Raw genomic sequence first — 18,059 nt, 5'->3', positions numbered from 1 at the left:
CACTCCTCCACGGTGTTTCGGCCTCTAAGGGCTCCTGCGCTGCCGCTTCGTCGCTGACGAGGTGCTGCACGGCCTTTCGTCTCCCCGGATCGGTTCGCGAGCAATCCGCTCGAACCCAACGGAGAAAGACCATGGCCAAGAAGAACCAGCCCGCCAACGACCGCCTCGACGCCTTTCTGGTGGAGGAATACGAAGTCCAGGGCGAGAAGCGCAGCAACTGGTCGAAGATCGGAGCGGCGTGGCCGCACCAGGATGGCAAGGGCTACCGCCTGGTCCTCAACGCGGTGCCGGTGAACGGGGTGGTCGTCCTGCGCCTGCCCGAGCCGAAAGAAGACTGACCACCACGGGGCCCTTCGGGGCCCCATTCTCTTCCTCAAGGAGAACACCATGACGACCCTCAACGCCCAATGGCGCGACGCCTTCAACACCGCGCTTCAAGCGCACTTCGCCATCACGATCCAGGACGCTGGGCTGACCGACACCGAGCTGGCCCGCTTCGCTGATCTGGAACCGAAAGAAGCCGCGCTGCAGTTCGGCGAGGACTACGACTTGGACCGAGTCGACCGGGGTTGGCGCTGATACACGCAAGGGGCCTTCGGGCCCCGCTTCGTTTACTTGCCTAACAAAGAAGCGAGCGGTGCTTCGCGATTTTCAACTTTAGTCTGCAACGCCCCCTTGCGCGTTTGTCGTGCAGATGTATCCCAGAGGCATGACGAACGGGATACGAGCGTCATACACCGACAAACGAAACGCTTGGGGAGGAAAAGACATGTTCATCAGTTTCAGAGTGACGCGCCGATGGGTCGTCAACATCATCGTCGCAGCCATCTTGGCCCGTCTGTTTTTCATGGGCATGGACGGGGTCGATCGCTTCTCCAGCGACTGGAATCGCGTGACGGGAGCCAGCATGCCCGGCTCAAGTGGGGTGCGCGGTGCCGTCTCCGACATGCGTTCGACCTTGCCCAGCGAGCTGGACGCGTTCGTGGCGCGTGCTGAAGCGGACGCCCGTAACAGTCGATCCTTGCTGGACGTGCTCAAGAGCGTGGCCGGCATGGCTGACGCGTCCACCACCCCTGATCAACCCTTGCCTTACGGCGCCGCCCAACAACTGGAGAGCCCTTATGACCGCTATGCCGATTAAACCTCTGGCGCCTATCACGCTGCGCGATTGGCGCGACCTGGCCTTGTTCATGTGCGGATGGACCATGCTCAAGATTTGCGCGCAAACGCTGGTCAATCCGAGCGCTAGGCTGCCCGACCTTGCAATCGGCGTGGGCGGATTGGTCACGACGTATGCGGTGATGAGCGCGTGGGTGATGGTGCCCACGGTGTTGTTGGCAGGTGCTGCATGATCACCTTCGGTGCCATCGCCACCACCGTCTGGGTGGTCCTGTTCCTCTTTATCGTTTTCTGCATCGCTGGCATTCACTGGAAGAGCGCGAAGCGACAGGCGGGCGTCGCCCGCCGCCGTTCGCTCCTGAAGGCCGCGATCATTGCAGGCCTGGCCGTGGCGGTGGTGCTGTCCTTGGCGATGCCATGACCCGGCCGGCCTACGTTCAAATGGCCGTGCGCGTGCCCAAGGATCTGAAAGCGCGGATGGAGCAGCTGGCGGCGGAGGAGAGCAGGCACGTCAGCGAGCTCGTCCGTGAACTGCTGACGGAGGGTCTGAAGGACAGGGGAGCCCCCATCAAGCCGCCGGTGCCTTCACGATCCGGTGATTGAGCAGGGGGCGAACGAAGTTCCCCGAAGTGGCGGACGTATGGCTGGCCGATCCTTCGCACGTCGCCAAAGCCGTGTTGCGCTTGCCGGCCTTACATGGCGCTAGAAAGCGAGTTGTCGAAGAGAGCGGTGAAGATCGCTTCGCAGAAGCTCAAACTCGCCGTTGAGTAAGCGGGCTGTTCTCCGAATGGTCTCCCAGTCGGGGGCCTGCGCAGGGATCGTCCGTGCTTTGTCCAGGAGCGCGTCAGCGGTGCTTGAAAACACAACGAGGCGCTGACGGAGCCGGTCCGGCAATGCGAGGTCCTGGGCGAGCAATGCCCGGGCTTCGGCCGCATTGAGCTCGACCATGTTCAGATCAACGAGTGCGGCGAGATCGACCCTGGGGGAGGGTTGCGCCTGATCGGTGGGGGTGGGGCGCAGCAGACGGGAAATCCATTTCCACATCGGGATCATTCCTTGTTGTGACTGCTATTCCTTGGTGAGATGTGACAACTGCTCAATGAGCACGTTGCGCTTTTTCGGTGGCAACTCTGAAAGCTTCTCCAAAACCTCCGCCAACCGGACTTGCTGGGCCTCGTTGTGTTCGCCCAGGGCCAGGATGGCGCTGGCCATGGCCGGAGAACTGGCCAACAGATAAGCGGGTGGGACGTCCAAGGCCACGGCCAGCTCGAACAGCGATTCCAGGCTGATGGCCATGCTCTCGCTTTCATAACGGCTGATCCGCGCGGACGCGGTGTCCTTGTCCAACCCCATGCGCACCCCGACCTCGCGTTGGCTCAGGCCTCGCAGCTGGCGGGCCTGGCGCAGGCGCGCCGCCACGACAGCCCGAGGGACCGGCGGGGGAGTGCTCACGGGCTGAACGGATGCAATGCAGGCATGCCGACAGGATGACCCAGGCCCTACGCCCCGGGTAGACTCTACGCACCACGTAAGTTCGTGGCAAGGAGCCGACAGGGGGTTCTATGGCAAGCAAAGGGTGGGCCGGCGCGCTGGCGCTGGCCTTGGCGTTCCAGGCCCAGGCCGGGGACGGGAAGGGGTTGCTGGAGACCATCGGGCGGGCCCTGGGCAACACGCCTCGGGTGGTGGCAGAGAAGGCGCGCAGTCCTTACCTGGAACCGGCCGGGACCTACTGGGATCTGGATCAGGAGATGCTGGAGGGGGCGCAGCACCTCCGGGTGGGCCTGACCGCGACCGCCAGTGGTGGTTCGGACATGTGCGACATGAAGCTGCTTGCGATGGCGCACTCCAGCTACCGCCTGGATGCCAAGGATCGGCAATGGTGCCTCTACCAATGGTGGTTCGCCGACACCAGAATCAACGGACCGAACGGGATCGAGCAGACCCAAACGGACGCCATCGAGCGTCGGTATGGGCCGGCCTTCGATGCACGGCTGGAGAAGTTCAAGACCACGCGCCGCTTCGCCGTGCGGCCCGATCTTGTATCCTGGGGCGGGGTCGAATACAACGCTGCTCGCGGAGCCATGGAGGTCTACGTTCCCCTGCCGGAAATCTCCGCCGGTGGGCTGTCCGTGACTGGCAAAGGGTTCGTGCCGTGGTCCCAGCGAACCGATAGGGTGGTCTTCAGTCCCAAGTGGGCCGGCCGATACCAGCTCTTGATCAGGATGGATTCGGCGGAGGCGGCCAACCTTGCGCGGCAAGGCCGCGACGCGCGCGGTGACCTGGTCGTTTTCACGGTCAACCGCGTCTGGGTCGAGAACACCGTGCCGAAAATGGACGTGACGGTCGAGCGGGTGCGCGTCGGCTACCGCAACGAAACGATCGAAGTGGATCTCACCAACAAGCAAGGAGAAGGCGCATGAAGAACGCAGCAATCGCACTGGCACTCCTGACGATGGCGCTGGCAGCGTGTGGAAGCAAGAAGGACATGCCCACGGCAGAGCAGGTGGCCAAGGCCTACGAGATGCACATGAATGCCAACCTTGTTCCGGAGCTTGGGCAGCGGATTGAGATTCGCGGCTGGGACGACCTGGAGGTGGACTGCAGTGCCAGCGGCCCCGATCGGGTCACCTGCGTGACCGGTGGGACCGTGGACATGGTGGGTTTCCATGGTGGCAAGCAGTTGAAGCCGGAGCCGGTTCCGGTGCCGGCGCAATTCGACTTCACCTTTGCAAAGCAAGGCAACGCTTGGGTGCCGATCAGCGCGAAACAGAAAACGGCAGCGGCCAACGGCGAGCCAGCAGCCCCAGCGACAACTCCCCAGGCGCAAGAAAAGGTGGCCTGGCCGGCCTCACCTGACGGCTATCTCGAGCTCCATCCGGACGACTTAGCCTGGGTGCTGGCCTCGCGTCTAGCTGGCCAGATCACGGACGAGAACCTGGCCCAGGTCTTTGTGGAGGGCTATAGCCAGGCAAGCGACGCCTTCGCCAAGCAGGACCTCCTGAAAGCAAAGCTTCCCGCTGTCAAAGAGCGGCTGGCAAACCTCGCCAAGACGCGCTTTTTCCGGATGTCCTCCATTTCGACGGAGCGCATGGTGGGCAAGGTGGCTGGAGCAACAAAAGACGACTTCGTGGGGCGGGATGTCAGCGTCCAGGGCTACGACTTCCAAGTCAAAGCGTTCCCGTTCTCCAGCCAACAATGCCTGATGGGCGAAGGCTACGGTTCCATGCAGTATGAGGAGCGCGGCATGCGCTACCACTTTTTGCCCTGGGGCCATATGCAGCAGCCGGCCTGCCAATTCAAGGTCGAGGACGAGGGTGTGGCCCGGCGCATCGAGCAAGCCCGCGCCAACTACAAGCTTCAGACCCGAGAGACTCTCTACTTCCGATTGACCGACGAGCGGTCTCCCGGTGGCGAGATCCAAGCCGAGGCTCACCGCATGGACCTGGCGCTCTTTGAGACCACGAATCCCTACTCCAGCAACGAGGGATACACACCGCTGGCCGAATTCACCCTGACGGCACCGCCGGCCCAGCACTGACCCCTTGGAGGAAGAACAAACATGAAGATCAAGCAACTTGCGGTGGCGTTGGCCGCTGCGCTCGTCCTGTCCGCTTGCGGGGGCAAGCCGTCCAACGGGGATGCCAAGCAAGCGCTTTCCACGCTTCTTCAGCAAAGCGGTGCGGGGGAGGTGGCTGACATCCAGGACTTCGAGATTTCCGGATGCACGAAAGCGGACGGAATGGATGGGTATCGCTGCGATACTCGTGGCACCTTCACCATCAGCGTCATGGGGCGCACCGCTCCCCTCCCGGTCAACAAGAACTTCCGCTACGCCAAGGTCGATGGCAGCTGGCGCGCATACGCGCAATGACTCCAAAGGCGAAGACCTCCGAAAGGTAAGCGGCGCGCAGAAGTGTTTCCAGCCGGGTAATCAAGCCTTATCGGCTCTTGTCAGTTTGCCAGGATGAAATAGGATGAGGTAATTCGATAGAAATGGAGGGGGCAATGACCTACACGCCGCAACAGCAAAGCAGATCCAGTCACATGCAATGGGGTTTGTTGGCTCCAGCCACCGTCATTTTGGGTGGTGCGGGATTGGTCTTCCTTGGAGGTGCCCAAGAGCACGCGCAGAACGGTGCTTCTGGCTGGGGGGGCGCCTTGGCTTTGTCGGCAGCGTTTGGTATCTGGGGGCTGTTAGCCTTTCTCTACGTGCTCAACTGGCGGGCCGCGGGTGTCCGAGCCGCAATGGCCGTGAACCCCTTTATCCGCCCCCGTAAGGGCGGGTTCTTGAAGGGTGCCATCATCGGCACGCTGTTTGTTGTAGTCCTCCAGATAGCCAGTGTGCTCATTGGATTATTTTATCCTGGTCTCGAGCAGGGGGAGCGCAATTTCTTCTTCTCGGTTCCGACCTTTTACCTGACTGCCCTCTACACGGTTTTTCCGATCGCTCCTGTCTTGGGTGGGATTGTGGGAAAGCTCTGGCGATCCACCAGCATTTGACAAGAAAATGTGATTGTCAGGGCAAGAAGCCCCCGAAAGGGGGCTTTTTTGTGCCCAGCGAAAAGCATCTGAAAAGCACCACTTGGCGGTGGAAAGCCCATCGCCTTCGGCGCGGGTTCGATGTTAGGAATATTTGCTTCCCAAGGCCGCAGATTTTCACTTTAGTCAAGAAAAGATCCATGGATCGCATGGACAAAATCGCATGGCGATCTACCTTGAAATGGTAGGAGGCAATCACGCCTTCCGAAACCATCAAGGAAATCGACATGAAAATTCATCACCTCGTCAGCGACGGAATCCAAGCGGTCGCCATCACCCAATCTGCATCGAGTGGCGGTGGTTACGCTCACCCGGTGAAGCTCTCCACCATTCGCTTCGATGTAAAAGACGCCGAAGCGGTGTTCCATGAGCTCAACAAGTCTGGCCATCGTCACGAGAAGACGTTCGAAGTGATCGAGCGCTGGGATGCTGATGCTCGCAACCAGGGTCCGAACTCGAAGTTCGGTCGAACCCTCGCCGCTCTGGTGGACGAGGCGCGGGACCACCTGAAAGGGTCAGTGATCTACGAGGCCAAGGACATGTCGCAGGAAACCATGGGCGCGCTTAAGGCGCGTTCTACGCAGGCCAAGCTTTCGCAGGCGCTTCCTGCCGCCAGCGGTCCGAGCATGGTCATCGGCGGCCAGGTGTGGAGCCCGCGCGTAGAAGCGCAGAAGGAAACGCCAGTGGCCAGTCAGGAAGTCCCCCAGCAGCGCATGCGCCTCTAAACGCATCCATCCCCACAATCAGGAGAACCCACATGAACGTCCAGATCGCCCAATCGATGAACAACGCCAACGATGACCAGGAGCGCTACGCCATCCTGGCCGGCTTCGCCCGCGGCAACGACGAGTTTCGCACCAAAGGTGCTGCAGAAGAACTGGTGGACGCGCTCTACTACGCGGGCGCCGCATTCAACCGCTGGAAGGCTATCGCCACGGTCCGCGAAGCCGCGGCGGCTTGAATCATGAGACGCTCAGCGAATGCTCCAATCCCTGTTGGAGAGAAAATCCCTCCGCGAAAGATTGTTGTTGACGGTCATCGTGAGGGTGGATGGACACCAGGAGTCTTTCTGGTTGTTGACGAAGATCGGTGCAACCCGAATTTCGTGATGTTCTCTGGAGCAGACGCAAACGAACGTTCGGAAAGCTTTGCCGCCGAGCGCAATCGGGCACTAGGCCTGGAGGATTACTGATGCTGTCCCTGCGCAACCCCCGCCTGGACAACCCCATGGGGCGTTTACCGACGTCCTTCATCAACGCCCGCGATGCCGACGAGGTCCGGCGGTTGGCCGAGCATCACGGTATCCCGTTCAACGAAGCCGTGCGACAGATTGTGACGCTCTACTTCCGCCAGCCATTCCCACTTTCAAGCAAGCGAATGGGCGACAGCAAGACCGACCGGTTGCCCGAGATGGTGGCCCCGCGCCACATTGTCGAAGGCATTGCTGTTCTGGCGTCTTCGTTGGGCCACACCCGCGGCGAAGTGTTGCGTCAGATCATTCGGGGCACGTTGAGGAAGCACCGTGGCCGTGATTGATCGCACCCCGCCACCGCCCGGCAGCCCCAGCGCGGAACTGATTCACGCGTGTATCGAGGGCAACCTGGTGGGGGTGCTCGAGGCGCTCCGCAATGGAGCGAACCCCAACGCATGGCGGGAGAACGAGGGCCCAGCCATCCACTCAGCGCTGGCCTGGCCGCGCATCGTTGAAGCCCTGATCGAAGCGGGGGCGGAACCTCACGCGCGCAACTTCTGGAGTGAACGGCCGCTGGAAAAGCTCGCAGCGGACTACCAGTCCAGCGAGCATCCGGTGGAGCGGGGGCGCATGGAGCAGACGGCACGGCTGCTGATGAGGCTTGGCGGCAACGCCTACCGCGCCAGCCCGTTCTGGCGGACAGGAACCCTGCGCGATGCAATGCCCAAGGTGGTGGCGAAAGTGGAAGCGGAACTGCGGCAGGAGTTGCTGCAGGACAGGCTGGTGACCGTAGCCTACACGCCGACGGTAAGCCGGCCGCGTCTTTAAGCAAGAGCAACTGCACGACGCCGCCACCGGCCGCTGCGCGCCCGGCGATCTGAGAAGCGAACGATGGAGAAAGGGAAGCAACGCCTTCGTCGCATTTTCGATGTTAGGAATATTTGCGTGAGATTCAGCAGTTCTTGATTTTAGTCTTGAAAAGATCCATTGCAGCAATGGACATTTTCATGAGGCGATCTACCTTGGAGTCATAGGGACGCAACAACGCCGACCGGACAACAAGGGAATTCCACCATGAACATCAAGACCTACACCCCCGCCGAAGCCCTCCATGCCGCCATTGCTGAAGGTTGCATCGAAATTGCCAGCGGCGTCCATTTGAGCTCTCAGGAGAACATCGTCGCGGATCAGGTCGATTGGATGCAGGAGGGTGAAAAGGTGCATGACTTCACCCAAGCCCCGTTCTGGATCACCGCCGACGATGGCCAGGTCCAACCGGTTTATGGCGAAGACGACGAGGGCCTGATTGACGTCCTCGCCAACGCCTAACCGACAACGCTACCAGGACCGACAGCCATGACCCTCTCCATTCTCTTCTCCCTCGCCCCCATCGTGCTGCCCGTGAGCGTTCTGCTCGGGGCTCGCATCTCGGACACCATCGAGAACGCCGCCTGGGCGGTCTGAGGTCACCATGGCAGCTCGGCACTACTACTTTGCTTATGAGCGCACCGATGGCGAGGTGTGCTACCTGCCCAAACTTCTGCACGAGGGCATCCAGCGCTATCCCCACACCATCGGGCACTACCACCTGACGCAATGGCTGGGCGTGAGCAAACTGCTGACGCCCGAGCAATACAAAGCCATGGGGTGGATGGGCACGAACCGCCAGATGGCCAGGCGCGTGGCCGCAGCGTAACAATGATTCGTTGTGGCTTACTTCTCTCCGACTCGACTTTTCCCAAGGTTGAGATACACCAGAGGGATGACCACGACCACCCTCAAGACCATCGCCGATGCCCTGGCCCCGTTCGACCTGCACGACCGCGAGGGCTTGGCCGACCGCGTCCATGCCATCCTGCCAGATGAAGAGCTCCACCCCGCGGAGCTGCTTGCCAAAGCGGTGGAGCATTGCCAGGCCCCCGTCGTGGGCACCTGCAGCTTCCAAGACCTGGTGTGGCGGATTGGGCCCCATCCCTACGGCTTGCCATGGGTCAACGTCCATCTCCACCGAGAGGGGGATGACGATTGGACGGCCTTCGGTGCAGTGGCCCCGCACTCGCCCGAATCCCTTCAGCGGGAGTTTCAGGACGCGCTGCCTCACAGTGCGATGGTCACGGACTACCTCGAAGAGCAGCTGAATGACGAGGACCGCGAAGACGCATGGCAGCGCATGGCCCAGGACGCCCACGCAATGGGCCAGCGGCTGAACGACGCGGCCACCATTCGGGCCGAATGCGGTGCCCAGTCCATGCTTCACGATGCCATCGCGGCGGGTGATCGGAGCGTGTCCTCCGCTGCCATCCAGCTGGGCGCTGGGCTGAACCGGCCCGATAAGAACGGAAACACCGCTATGCATCGGGCGGTGCTCGCCGGATACTCATCGTTCATTCCGTGGCTGGTGGAGAACGGCGCGTGGGTAGACGCGGTGAACTTCGAGGGCCGCACTCCGTTGCACCTTGCGGCAGCACGCCACGACAAGGCGTCGTGCATCGAACTGCTGGAAACTGGCGCCGACATGGATCGCGTCGATGTGACCGGAAGGACACCCGCTGACTTGGCACGGGGTAAGGCGCGGCAGCGCGATCGCGGGTTTGGCTTTTAGTCGAAGAGTCAACAGCAACAACAGCAACAGCGGCTGAAAAGCATCCCATGGCGGGGAAGGCACCACGCCTTCGGCGCGAAAGCGTTGTTATGAAAAAGTGCGAAGTGAAAGCCGCAGAATTTCACTTTAGTCAAGAAAGTGTCCATGAAATCCATGGACAATTCGGTATGGCGATCTACCTTGAAATCGTAGGGGGGGGCATTCGCGTCGACCCACCCACGATTAGGAAGCCACCATGATCAAGCAACCACGACCCAGCCGGACCACCCTCGAACACTTCGCTCAGCGCCTTGGCTACGAACTGCGACGGGCTTCAGGGCCAAACCAGGTGTGGAGCGACGGCAATCAACCCGGGCCCAACCGCTGGGCGATTGTTTGCCCTCGCACTCGGCGCTTCGTCAGGGGCCTGGGAACGCTTCAGGATGTTGCGTTCTGGCTCGACGAAAGGGAGATCTTGGCGGCCCACCAATGATCGCGATGAACCGGTTGTTCTCCTTTCAGGGGAGGAAATCCACGGTCTCCCCAAATCAGCGGCTGATCGCTTCGTGCGAAGTCAGGGCTAATCCAAATCGCGGAAGTTTGGTTCGTCAGGCGCTGGCCGCAGGTGCGGATCCCGATTGCGACATTGACGACTACAAGTATCCAACCCTCTTGATTCATGAGGTCATTTGTCAGGGCGACGAGACGGAGGTTGACTTTGAGGTAATGGATATGCTGATCGACGCCGGCGCCGACCTGTATGTGGAAATGCCGCATACAACTGGGGAGGGCGCCTTTGGTTTCGCTGTTTCCCAAGGTCGATACAAGGTCGCACGCCACCTCATTGCCCGTGGAGTGGATGTGAACCGTCACAATGCCTTCTGGAACTTTCTTGCCTACGAACGGGATTACGATAGTCGAGACGTCGAAATGGCAAGGGCCATGGTGATGGCGGGCGGGGATTGTAGTCCTGAGCTGATTGCCTTCATGAGGGAGCAGCTGCCTGGCCATTACCTAACCGATACAGAGAATTTCTGGGAACCAGGAGCGCCTACGATGATCGACTTGCTCCTCCAGTGGGCGGCAGAGAAGCGGGCGGCCGATCTACAACAAGTGCTACTGACCTTGCAAGAACAGCCGATGATGGCGAAACCCCGTCTCTGACTTCTCCATGAAACGTGTGCGTCGAAGTTGTCTCACTTACTGACACGCTGGCGGGGCACAATGGGTTCATGAATCAGTCCGCCGTTCCAGATCCCTACCAGTCCTTCCTTTGCGCCCCGGCCTACGGCCTGTTGCTCGGGCAGACCACCTGTCATTTCTGCCACGCCCAGACCCCCACGGTGGCGGTGTGGGTGCCGTCTTTCGAAGAGAGTGACGAAGATGGCCTGGTGGACCAAGGGGAGGGCGCCTTGCTGCGTTACATCGAGCACCTCGACGACGGCGTCCTGGCCTTTGTGACCAGCCACGCCCCCTGGCTTCGCTACGCCTCCACGCGGACCTCCGGCCAGACCTACCTTGCCCACCACTGCACCACGTGTGGGGCACTTCAGGGCGATCATTACGTCTTTTCCCCGGATGGTCCGTATTGGCCGCAAGACGACGTTGACCTTGCGCGCCTGACGTTCGTTCATGGCCTTGGCCCACTCACCGCTCGGGCATCGGCGGGGCAGAGCGGTTGGATGGACCGCGTTCCTCAAGTCTGCTCCCAGGCCTGAAAGAATCCTTGCTTCAACTCCGAATCGGTGTGCCGCACACGGCACGTCATCAAGGCCTCGTGCGCTCCGCGCGGCCCCATCGCCCGCCTTCTCCGGTCAAGGGCCATTCCAGGGCCCGTGTCCTCGCTGCGCTGCGGGCCGCACCAGCCCTTCCATTTCCTCGCTTGACCGCGTCGTGCGGTGGGGCAGTGGGTTTCCCATTCCAAGTCATCCGGACCGGATGCCCTGGACCGGGCCATTACTCACCAGCGAGGAAACAACATGTTCGAGCCTTCCGATCTCATCCATTCCTACACCCGCGCCCAAGCGATTGAGGACGGCGTCCTGGTGGACGTGTCCGACGTGGCGAAGGAAGCAGGCTTCAAGCTGCCCGTGGCCATCACCCACGCCGCATGGGCACGCTACGTGGAAGTGCCCGCGGGGCTGGAGCTGCGGGGGCAGTCCGTGGAGGGCCGGCTCTGGGACGTGCTCTTCCTGCTTCACGTGGCGATCCAGCGCGAGAGCAGCAACACGTCCGAGATCCACTACCAGCTGTTGGTGGCCATGCCCGATGGTGGCGACTGGCAGCCCAACGAAGCAATTCCGGATGATCGCTCGGGCCTGACCCGGTCGACGCACCGGCTGGTCACCCTGAAAGCCTTGTGCGGGCCGGGGGACAACCTGGAACCCGTGGTGACGATCTTGCTGCCACGCGAGGATTGACGAGGGGGCCGGGAAACCGGCCCTATTCGTTCTCCGTAACGGGTCCCGCGGCTACCATGGTGGGACGACAAGGGAGGGGGGTAGGGGATGGAGAAGTTCAGCTGGAAACGGATTCCGTTGGCGCAGAGCGAGAAGCTGGGGCCGCTGGTCCCCGATGCCTTGCCCATTCTTCTCCGGTGGGCCAAGGAGGGCGACGATCACACCTACACCGACCTGGCCCGTGAGCTCCACGACCGCAACGGCCATTCCATCAAGCACGTCCTGAACTACGGACGAGTGGCAGGTGGGGTGGCACAGGCCATCGAATGGTTGAGCAAGCAATGGGGGGAGCCCATTCCTCCCCTGCATGCCATCGTGATCAACAAGAACAAGGGTGTTCCGGGTGACGGGGCGGTGACCATTGTTTCGGCGTTTTTCGTTGGCAAGCCCATGGCGACAGAAGAGGATCGCAAGGCACAGTTCGAAGAAGCCAAGCAGGATGTCTTCACCTATCCCCACTGGGACCGGGTCGCCCGCGCCCTGGGGGCTCCCATCCTGGAGCCTGACAGGGGAGAGAAACCCCAGGACGAGGCGCAGCGCGTCATCCCTCTGCCGAAGGTCCAGCAGGGTGGTGGTCCTGAAAGCGACGAGCACATTGCATTGAAGAAGTGGGTGGCACACCATCCCGAAGAGTTCGTGGACTACGGTCACTTCCCCGCAGGCACCAATGAAAAGATTTTGAGTTCTGGTGACCGGTTGGATGCGCACTTTGACAATGGCAGGCATCGCCTGGCGGTGGAAGTGAAAACCAGCCGGTGTAGCGAGGACGAGCTCCAGCGGGGCGTCTACCAGGCGGTGAAGTATCGGGCCATCGTTCGGGCCGAGCAGAAAGCGATCCGCCACGTGCCCAACGGGGAGGCTGTCCTGGTCTGCACGCGCGCGCCCAGCAGTGAAACTCGGGCCCTCATCCAGCGCTTGCATGTTCGGTTTCAGCAGGTTCCGCTGGAAGCTGAAAAATCTTGATCTACGAGCCTGTCGGCCGCTGCGCTGCCGGTGATCTGAATCTCAATTACATTGAATATCGGCGTAGCAGCCGATCTGGTAATCCGGAAAGTGGTGAATTGTGCCACCTGACCCTATCGAAGCGCCGGCGCAGAGAGCACGAGCTTGTTGGTCAAGAGATGACAACGCGTAATTGGTTTCGGACCAACAAGATTCACTCACGACAGTGTAGTTTCCAGTCGATACGCATTGGGTGCGATAGCCGAACTGGTTCTCCATTCCGCCGCCCCAGTTGGTGTATTCGCTCAGCGAGTAATAGGCGCCAGGGGAAAGCGGTTGAGTGGGGATCGAGCTGCGGCAGGCGTGGAAGGCACTCTGGTCTGTGATCCCGCTGCGGCCGCCCCAGGCGGCATTGCACCCGCCACCCCGGCCGTCGTCGTAGGAAACTGTTTCACCGTCCAGGTTCCCGAAATTGGGGGCCAGCGAGTAAACGTCCGTGACCCATGAACAGGACGGGCCGGTGATGGGAATGCAGGTGTTGCTCGCAGTGGTCCATGAACCGATGGCCGACCATCCCGACCACGTCGACCAAGGATTCCAGGCAAACGACCCTGTCACGGTGGGGCAATAGGCAGATCGAGAACGCGTGCGTTGCTCCTGGCGTGTCCTGGTGATTTCGCCCTGCTGACCCGCAGGACAACCAAGCCGTTGCGTGGTGGTCCGGGTCTCTGCTTCAGACTGCGTGCTAGGAGTTGGTAGAGTGCACGCTGGCGTGGAAGGATGGCAATCCCCATTGTCTACGAACACCCCCGGTGTGCCGTCCCACACCCACCCGGTGTTCGTCGGGGAACCCGTGGGGCTTGGACAAGTCCAGGTGCGGCGTTCTCCGGTGGTCCAGTTGCTTCCCGTGCCGGTCCACCCCGCAGGACACGATGCCTTGTAAGGCGCCGGGCGCCACTCCGGTGCTGGGGCGAAGCAAGCCTGAGCGCATGTGTTGCTGATAGAGGTCCATGCGTTCCATGAGCCCATCCCGCTGCATACGAATGTGCGCTGCTGGCCAATCGAACCCAGTTGGCCACTCGGACAGGCCACGGTCCGACTTTCAGGCCCAGGGCAGGGCGTGCAAGTGTTGCTGGTGTCCGTCCACGGTCCTGCCGTGGTGGAGCCCGCCCACGCTTCGTAAACCGAGGGGTCGGGCCCGCAGTGGTGACGGCGCGACTGGAAGACTTGGCCGACCGATCCCGCAGGGCAGTTCACGGTTCGGGTCTCCGAACTCTCCACGCACGCCGCCACGGTGGTGGGCGGAGGGAGTGGAGGTGTGGCCGGAGGCGCGGGCGGCGTGACCGGAACAACTGGTGTGGCCATCGGCGGCGCAACCGGTGCTGGCGGTGGAGGGGGGAGTGAAGGAGCTGAACTGATGGGGCCCACGGGAGCTGCGGGACCCACTGGCCCAGCAGGGCCCACGGGACCGCCCAAGGGAGGAGAGCCGGGTGGGGTGGTTGAGGTCGGGATGGGGGGGAGCTGCAGCGGTGAGGCCGCCACCGCAGCTCCCGCCACCAGCCCGGTGTGGTAGACGAACGAAATGCGACCATCGCCTTCCGCGCATGCATCGGTCAGTGCTTGAAGGTCCAGGCGCCCCCCGTGGTTGCGAATCACCGAAACGTCGGAAACCTGGATGTCCCACGGGTCGCGCGCGTTGACGGCTACGAAGTCGGCGCAGGAGCGCGCGGGCACCTGGTGGTGGACAATGAAGAAGCCATCGCCGAAGCGAGTCACCGTGTAGGGCTCGACGGTCACCGAACCGCCCCAGGCGTTGGTCAGCAAACCCTCGCCATCGGTCAGCCGGGTGGGGGCGAGGCCATCGCGCACGAGCGCGTCGGCGCTGACGCCTGCGAAGGTGCCCAGCAATCCGAAGGAGTTCTCCACCCGTGTGGACAGCTCGCGCAGGTTGTCGCTCTCCTCCGACACCTTCGACTTTGCGGACACGTGCGCATAACTCACGAACGCGACGACGGAGAGCACGGTCAGCCCGGCCAGGGTTAGCAAGGTCTCCACCATGCCGAAGCCCAGCGCAGAGCGAACCCCGCTGGAAAGGCGAGAGGGGGAGGGATGTCTGTGCAGAGAAGGAAATGTCGTCATGCATTTCAGCATGCGATGCACTGGTGGTTTGGCAAGTCCCTGTTTTAGTCAGACTTTCTGCAATTTACCCCCTTGACTCGACCTGTCGGTGTGGTTGCATGGGGTTAAGCCGATTAAAAGAGTGGGACGTCCTACTCATAAACGGTCAAGCCTAAACCGACAGGAATCACCCCATGCACCAAATCTTACTGACCGTGCTCCAACCCCGCTCGGGCTTGTTCATGAGCGCTGCCAACGAGCCTTGCCGAGGCTACGTTGAAGCCGCCCACATCCCCAACTCGAAGCGCCACCGGCTGGTTCGTCTGGCCAAAGAGAAAGCCCACTTCGAGCAGAAGAGCCGGAGGGAGGCGAAATGGAAATGAGCACCCTCAACCCCAAAGAGCGCTTCGCCCGCGAGCTCCACGCCGCGGTCCAGGCCAACAACCCGTTTCTGCTGCGCCACTTGGTGCGCCGCATCCATCAGGCCCGCATCGACGCCTGGACGTCAGGGGACGACAACGCCATCTTTCCGTCCCTTGATGCCCCGGTGAGCCTGCAGGGCATCACCGCTTTCCACTTGGCCTGCATGGGGTGGAAGGCGTATCGCGACAGTCCGCACTTGGCGTATGGGTTCGACCAGATGGCACTCATCCTGGCCGCCGCGGGCGCGGACCCCTTCGCCGAATACCGTATCGGCAATCAGCGCCGAACGATCTTCGAGGAACTGGGTCGCGAGCTGCCCCCGTCGCTGAAAACCTGGATGGCCGAGCAGCCGTTCGATCTCCACGCCTCACCTTCGGAAACGGTGATCACCCAGCGGACGCTGCCCCCCGTCAGAGATGGCGTGAGGTCGCCCCGGAAGTGCGCTGAGTTCAAGGGACTTCGTCCGACGGCTTAACGGCTAAAAGGTTTGCAAAAACATGCACTTGCGTTGTGATTGACACTCTGTAGAGTCGGTTGGGCTATCCCTACCTACTCATGCGAACGGAGTTTCCCAATGCGCTTGTGCTGCTTTTCCTTGAAAGGAGGTGTCGGCCGCACCACGATGGCCCTCAACCTGGCCGGGTGCTATGCCCGTGACCCCAGGCTGCGTGTGCTGGTCAACGACCGGGACCCCCAGGGCGGCGCCAGCGCCTTTGCGGCCCTGTCCGATGAAACCCCGTTCTCGGTGGGCCGTTCGCGCTCGCCGGGTTTCAACATCGAGATCACCGACACCCCGCCCAGGCTCCCGGACAATGAGGTGATCCCCGAGGCCGACCTCTACCTCGTCCCCACGTTGCTGGATGGGGCCAGCTTCCTCATCTTCCTTCGGACGGTGGAGGTGCTGGAGAAGAAGGGCAAGCGTTATCTGCCCATCGCCAATCGGGTCAACAAGGATAGAGCCTCCCACCGTCGCCGGCTCGAGCATCCCAAGATGGCCGGAGCAGTTCTTGTGCGTGACAGGGCGCTGATCGCGGACTGCTACGAGCAGGGCCAGACGGTGTTCGACGCTGCCGACCGGTGGGCACTGAAAGCCCAGGAAGAGATCCACGGGTTGGCCGTGAAGGTGCACCACACCCTCAAGCGTGACGGCAAGGGGAGGGCTGCGGCATGATGGATCTTCCTTTGGTGTCTCTCCCAGACCTACCCATGGCCACTCGCAAAGCTCCCGCCAAGAAGGCGACGAAAAAGACTGCCAAGAGCACGCTGGATGACGTCAAGGACGTCACTCACGCCAAAGCATCGCGCACGAGCACGAAAGAAGAGCCGGCGATCGGACACATTCCCGAGCACATCCTGCTGGGGCCGGGCGATTACCCCGAGCGGAAGTCCTACTTCGACTACGACGACAGCCAGCGGGCGGGCACGGTGGGTGGCAAGCGGGTTCACATGGTCATGCCCCGATCGGTCACCCTCCACGATTACCGCCGGCGCGAGGATGGCCTGCGCCACCACCGGGCCATGGTGACGATCCCACCGAAACTCCGGGAGAACATTGCCAAGCTGTTCGGCTACGAGGACTCCGAGGACGCCGGCCGGGAAGTGGCCCTGACCACCGCGATGGTGGCGCTGGCGGACTACGCTGCGGCCACGCTCATCAAGGAGAAGACCCTGCTGATCGTGAGCTCGCCGGCAGACGAGCACGCCGAGGAACGGAAAGCCGCCAGGGTGGCCGTGCGGAACCGGGGCAAGGCCAAGAACGGGAAGATCTACTGACCCTCACCCAGTTCTGACAATTCAGTTCCGGCGGCACGCTGCTTCAGTGCTTGCCTGGACATCCTGGGCGGGGCCGTCAGCGTCAATTCCTTCCCATCGAGGGAACGGTAGAACGGATCGTCCACCCCCGCGCTCACGTAAACGATCAGGTCAGGCCCGATGGTCAGCAACCCGGCATCGAAGAGGGCGTGGATGTCCTTTCTCAGTAGCAAGCCGTTGCTCAATGCGTTGGTGGAAGCCCCGTTGTAAGGAACGATATGGGCGGCGTCGATGACGCTGGCCTGGGCTGTCCCCGTCACCATGCACACCGCCCCATAGTGGGCGACAAGGCGCTTTCGGAACTCCGCTTGTCCTTCCCGAATCACCCGTAGAACTTGCTGCACGCGCTTGCCCTCGGCCGCCACGGCTTCCTCGGTCGGGGGCAATGGCTCCTCCACCGTCAACCGTCCGTTCTCTTCCAGCACTCCCCGGAGGGCTTGGATGGCCTCGTGGGACAGGAACTCGGCCGCTGGCCGCAACTGGGGATCGATCCCGGCCCGGTGGCGTATCTCGGCCAACAACAGGGCGGCGTCTTCGAGGTAAGTCAGCTTTTCACGGCGCATGCCCCAGAGCTGGTTCAGTTCGTTCAGACCCCAGGTGTTCAACGCCAGTCGGACTTCCCCAGAGCTCATCCTGCGGGCGCGATTGCCCTTCGCAAGGTTCTGCCGCACGAGGTATTCCTGGAGCTCCGGGGGATCCGTCAGCTCGTCATTGTCGATGGTGAAGAGGCTGCGGTAGGGCTGCTGAGACGCTTTTCGCTGCTCCTCCCGGCGCTGCCGCCGTTCGGCGCGCCACTTCGCGATCCGTTCTTTCTCGCTGTCCATGCCAGTGTCTGGGATTGAAAACGGATCCATGGTAGTGGAAGCCAAGCCGG

29 protein-coding genes are annotated in these 18,059 nt (G+C 61.9%); 25 read left to right on the top strand and 4 right to left on the bottom strand.

The window, feature by feature from the left end; all coding sequences use genetic code 11:
• Nucleotides 1-131: 131 nt before the first annotated feature.
• The 6 genes from ACVOLQ_RS03690 to ACVOLQ_RS03665 all read left to right on the top strand — a co-directional run bounded on the left by ACVOLQ_RS03690 (nucleotide 132) and on the right by ACVOLQ_RS03665 (nucleotide 1,722).
• Nucleotides 132-338: a hypothetical protein gene (locus ACVOLQ_RS03690; RefSeq protein ID WP_133320387.1), complete on the top strand. Its 207-nt coding sequence runs from the start codon at nucleotides 132-134 to the stop codon at nucleotides 336-338.
• Between the two features lie 49 nt (nucleotides 339-387).
• Entirely contained in the window at nucleotides 388-579 is a 192-nt protein-coding gene (locus ACVOLQ_RS03685) for a hypothetical protein (RefSeq protein WP_481527115.1), read from the top strand.
• A gap of 190 nt (nucleotides 580-769) precedes the next feature.
• On the top strand, nucleotides 770-1,141 hold the full coding sequence (locus tag ACVOLQ_RS03680; protein ID WP_481527114.1) for a hypothetical protein: 372 nt from the start codon (nucleotides 770-772) through the stop codon (nucleotides 1,139-1,141).
• Nucleotides 1,122-1,352 carry a hypothetical protein gene (locus ACVOLQ_RS03675; RefSeq protein WP_481527113.1) on the top strand — a complete coding sequence of 77 codons (231 nt, stop codon included), beginning with the start codon at nucleotides 1,122-1,124 and terminating at the stop codon, nucleotides 1,350-1,352. The genes ACVOLQ_RS03680 and ACVOLQ_RS03675 overlap by 20 nt, the downstream gene beginning before the upstream one ends.
• A complete protein-coding gene (locus tag ACVOLQ_RS03670; RefSeq protein ID WP_277433441.1) occupies nucleotides 1,349-1,540 on the top strand; it encodes a hypothetical protein in 192 nt (63 codons plus the stop codon). The genes ACVOLQ_RS03675 and ACVOLQ_RS03670 overlap by 4 nt, the downstream gene beginning before the upstream one ends.
• Nucleotides 1,537-1,722, top strand: coding sequence for a hypothetical protein (locus tag ACVOLQ_RS03665; protein ID WP_481527112.1), 186 nt, complete (start codon nucleotides 1,537-1,539; stop codon nucleotides 1,720-1,722). The genes ACVOLQ_RS03670 and ACVOLQ_RS03665 overlap by 4 nt, the downstream gene beginning before the upstream one ends.
• Before the next feature lie 99 nt (nucleotides 1,723-1,821).
• Here the strand turns inward: ACVOLQ_RS03665 and ACVOLQ_RS03660 are convergent, their stop codons facing one another.
• Together ACVOLQ_RS03660 and ACVOLQ_RS03655 are read right to left on the bottom strand one after the other, a co-directional pair.
• A complete protein-coding gene (locus tag ACVOLQ_RS03660; RefSeq protein WP_481527111.1) occupies nucleotides 1,822-2,163 on the bottom strand; it encodes a hypothetical protein in 342 nt (113 codons plus the stop codon).
• Between the two features lie 24 nt (nucleotides 2,164-2,187).
• Nucleotides 2,188-2,538, bottom strand: a complete 351-nt coding sequence (locus ACVOLQ_RS03655) for a helix-turn-helix domain-containing protein (RefSeq protein ID WP_481527110.1) — start codon at nucleotides 2,536-2,538, stop codon at nucleotides 2,188-2,190.
• A 143-nt stretch (nucleotides 2,539-2,681) separates the two neighbouring features.
• Here ACVOLQ_RS03655 and ACVOLQ_RS03650 point away from each other — a divergent pair, with 143 nt between their 5' ends.
• The 15 genes from ACVOLQ_RS03650 to ACVOLQ_RS03580 all read left to right on the top strand — a co-directional run bounded on the left by ACVOLQ_RS03650 (nucleotide 2,682) and on the right by ACVOLQ_RS03580 (nucleotide 12,853).
• Nucleotides 2,682-3,539 (top strand): hypothetical protein, encoded by an 858-nt coding sequence (locus ACVOLQ_RS03650; protein WP_481527109.1) that lies wholly within the window; start codon nucleotides 2,682-2,684, stop codon nucleotides 3,537-3,539.
• The gene (locus ACVOLQ_RS03645; protein WP_481527108.1) at nucleotides 3,536-4,657 is read left to right on the top strand and encodes a hypothetical protein; all 1,122 of its coding nucleotides are present in this window, start codon (nucleotides 3,536-3,538) and stop codon (nucleotides 4,655-4,657) included. The genes ACVOLQ_RS03650 and ACVOLQ_RS03645 overlap by 4 nt, the downstream gene beginning before the upstream one ends.
• A 21-nt stretch (nucleotides 4,658-4,678) precedes the next feature.
• Nucleotides 4,679-4,990 carry a hypothetical protein gene (locus ACVOLQ_RS03640; protein WP_277434258.1) on the top strand — a complete coding sequence of 104 codons (312 nt, stop codon included), beginning with the start codon at nucleotides 4,679-4,681 and terminating at the stop codon, nucleotides 4,988-4,990.
• 134 nt (nucleotides 4,991-5,124) lie between these two features.
• Nucleotides 5,125-5,619 carry an ABC transporter permease gene (locus ACVOLQ_RS03635; protein WP_481527107.1) on the top strand — a complete coding sequence of 165 codons (495 nt, stop codon included), beginning with the start codon at nucleotides 5,125-5,127 and terminating at the stop codon, nucleotides 5,617-5,619.
• A gap of 266 nt (nucleotides 5,620-5,885) precedes the next feature.
• Nucleotides 5,886-6,383, top strand: coding sequence for a hypothetical protein (locus ACVOLQ_RS03630; protein WP_481527106.1), 498 nt, complete (start codon nucleotides 5,886-5,888; stop codon nucleotides 6,381-6,383).
• A gap of 32 nt (nucleotides 6,384-6,415) precedes the next feature.
• Nucleotides 6,416-6,619: a hypothetical protein gene (locus ACVOLQ_RS03625; protein WP_481527105.1), complete on the top strand. Its 204-nt coding sequence runs from the start codon at nucleotides 6,416-6,418 to the stop codon at nucleotides 6,617-6,619.
• A gap of 230 nt (nucleotides 6,620-6,849) precedes the next feature.
• Entirely contained in the window at nucleotides 6,850-7,194 is a 345-nt protein-coding gene (locus ACVOLQ_RS03620) for a hypothetical protein (protein WP_481527104.1), read from the top strand.
• Nucleotides 7,181-7,678, top strand: coding sequence for a hypothetical protein (locus tag ACVOLQ_RS03615; protein WP_481527103.1), 498 nt, complete (start codon nucleotides 7,181-7,183; stop codon nucleotides 7,676-7,678). The genes ACVOLQ_RS03620 and ACVOLQ_RS03615 overlap by 14 nt, the downstream gene beginning before the upstream one ends.
• Before the next feature lie 246 nt (nucleotides 7,679-7,924).
• A complete protein-coding gene (locus tag ACVOLQ_RS03610) occupies nucleotides 7,925-8,179 on the top strand; it encodes a hypothetical protein (protein ID WP_481527102.1) in 255 nt (84 codons plus the stop codon).
• A 142-nt stretch (nucleotides 8,180-8,321) separates the two neighbouring features.
• Nucleotides 8,322-8,546, top strand: coding sequence for a hypothetical protein (locus ACVOLQ_RS03605; RefSeq protein WP_481527101.1), 225 nt, complete (start codon nucleotides 8,322-8,324; stop codon nucleotides 8,544-8,546).
• Between the two features lie 66 nt (nucleotides 8,547-8,612).
• Entirely contained in the window at nucleotides 8,613-9,452 is an 840-nt protein-coding gene (locus ACVOLQ_RS03600; RefSeq protein WP_481527100.1) for an ankyrin repeat domain-containing protein, read from the top strand.
• Nucleotides 9,453-9,920: 468 nt separating this feature from the next.
• Nucleotides 9,921-10,595 (top strand): hypothetical protein, encoded by a 675-nt coding sequence (locus ACVOLQ_RS03595; RefSeq protein WP_481527099.1) that lies wholly within the window; start codon nucleotides 9,921-9,923, stop codon nucleotides 10,593-10,595.
• A 68-nt stretch (nucleotides 10,596-10,663) separates the two neighbouring features.
• Nucleotides 10,664-11,149 carry a hypothetical protein gene (locus tag ACVOLQ_RS03590; RefSeq protein WP_481527098.1) on the top strand — a complete coding sequence of 162 codons (486 nt, stop codon included), beginning with the start codon at nucleotides 10,664-10,666 and terminating at the stop codon, nucleotides 11,147-11,149.
• Nucleotides 11,150-11,410: 261 nt separating this feature from the next.
• Complete coding sequence (locus ACVOLQ_RS03585) at nucleotides 11,411-11,851, top strand: DUF6573 family protein (protein WP_481527097.1); 441 nt, start codon at nucleotides 11,411-11,413, stop codon at nucleotides 11,849-11,851.
• A gap of 87 nt (nucleotides 11,852-11,938) precedes the next feature.
• Nucleotides 11,939-12,853, top strand: a complete 915-nt coding sequence (locus tag ACVOLQ_RS03580) for a hypothetical protein (protein WP_481527096.1) — start codon at nucleotides 11,939-11,941, stop codon at nucleotides 12,851-12,853.
• A gap of 42 nt (nucleotides 12,854-12,895) precedes the next feature.
• On the opposite strand, the gene ACVOLQ_RS03575 is transcribed toward ACVOLQ_RS03580, so the two are convergent.
• Nucleotides 12,896-14,890, bottom strand: a complete 1,995-nt coding sequence (locus tag ACVOLQ_RS03575; RefSeq protein ID WP_481527095.1) for a type 4 pilus major pilin — start codon at nucleotides 14,888-14,890, stop codon at nucleotides 12,896-12,898.
• Nucleotides 14,891-15,144: 254 nt separating this feature from the next.
• Here ACVOLQ_RS03575 and ACVOLQ_RS03570 point away from each other — a divergent pair, with 254 nt between their 5' ends.
• The 4 genes from ACVOLQ_RS03570 (at nucleotide 15,145) to ACVOLQ_RS03555 (ending at nucleotide 17,146) form a co-directional block, all read left to right on the top strand.
• Nucleotides 15,145-15,333 (top strand): hypothetical protein, encoded by a 189-nt coding sequence (locus ACVOLQ_RS03570; protein WP_481527094.1) that lies wholly within the window; start codon nucleotides 15,145-15,147, stop codon nucleotides 15,331-15,333.
• Complete coding sequence (locus tag ACVOLQ_RS03565; protein WP_481527093.1) at nucleotides 15,330-15,848, top strand: hypothetical protein; 519 nt, start codon at nucleotides 15,330-15,332, stop codon at nucleotides 15,846-15,848. The genes ACVOLQ_RS03570 and ACVOLQ_RS03565 overlap by 4 nt, the downstream gene beginning before the upstream one ends.
• A 120-nt stretch (nucleotides 15,849-15,968) precedes the next feature.
• Nucleotides 15,969-16,544 (top strand): ParA family protein, encoded by a 576-nt coding sequence (locus ACVOLQ_RS03560; protein ID WP_481527092.1) that lies wholly within the window; start codon nucleotides 15,969-15,971, stop codon nucleotides 16,542-16,544.
• A 35-nt stretch (nucleotides 16,545-16,579) separates the two neighbouring features.
• Nucleotides 16,580-17,146, top strand: a complete 567-nt coding sequence (locus ACVOLQ_RS03555) for a hypothetical protein (protein WP_481527091.1) — start codon at nucleotides 16,580-16,582, stop codon at nucleotides 17,144-17,146.
• Here the strand turns inward: ACVOLQ_RS03555 and ACVOLQ_RS03550 are convergent.
• Nucleotides 17,140-18,009, bottom strand: a complete 870-nt coding sequence (locus ACVOLQ_RS03550; protein WP_481527090.1) for an HNH endonuclease — start codon at nucleotides 18,007-18,009, stop codon at nucleotides 17,140-17,142. The genes ACVOLQ_RS03555 and ACVOLQ_RS03550 overlap by 7 nt on opposite strands.
• Between the last annotated feature and the right edge of the window lie 50 nt (nucleotides 18,010-18,059).

The sequence above is a fragment of the Stenotrophomonas sp. STEN031 genome (assembly GCF_056759975.1).
This window is presented reverse-complemented; position numbering and strand designations above follow the sequence as displayed.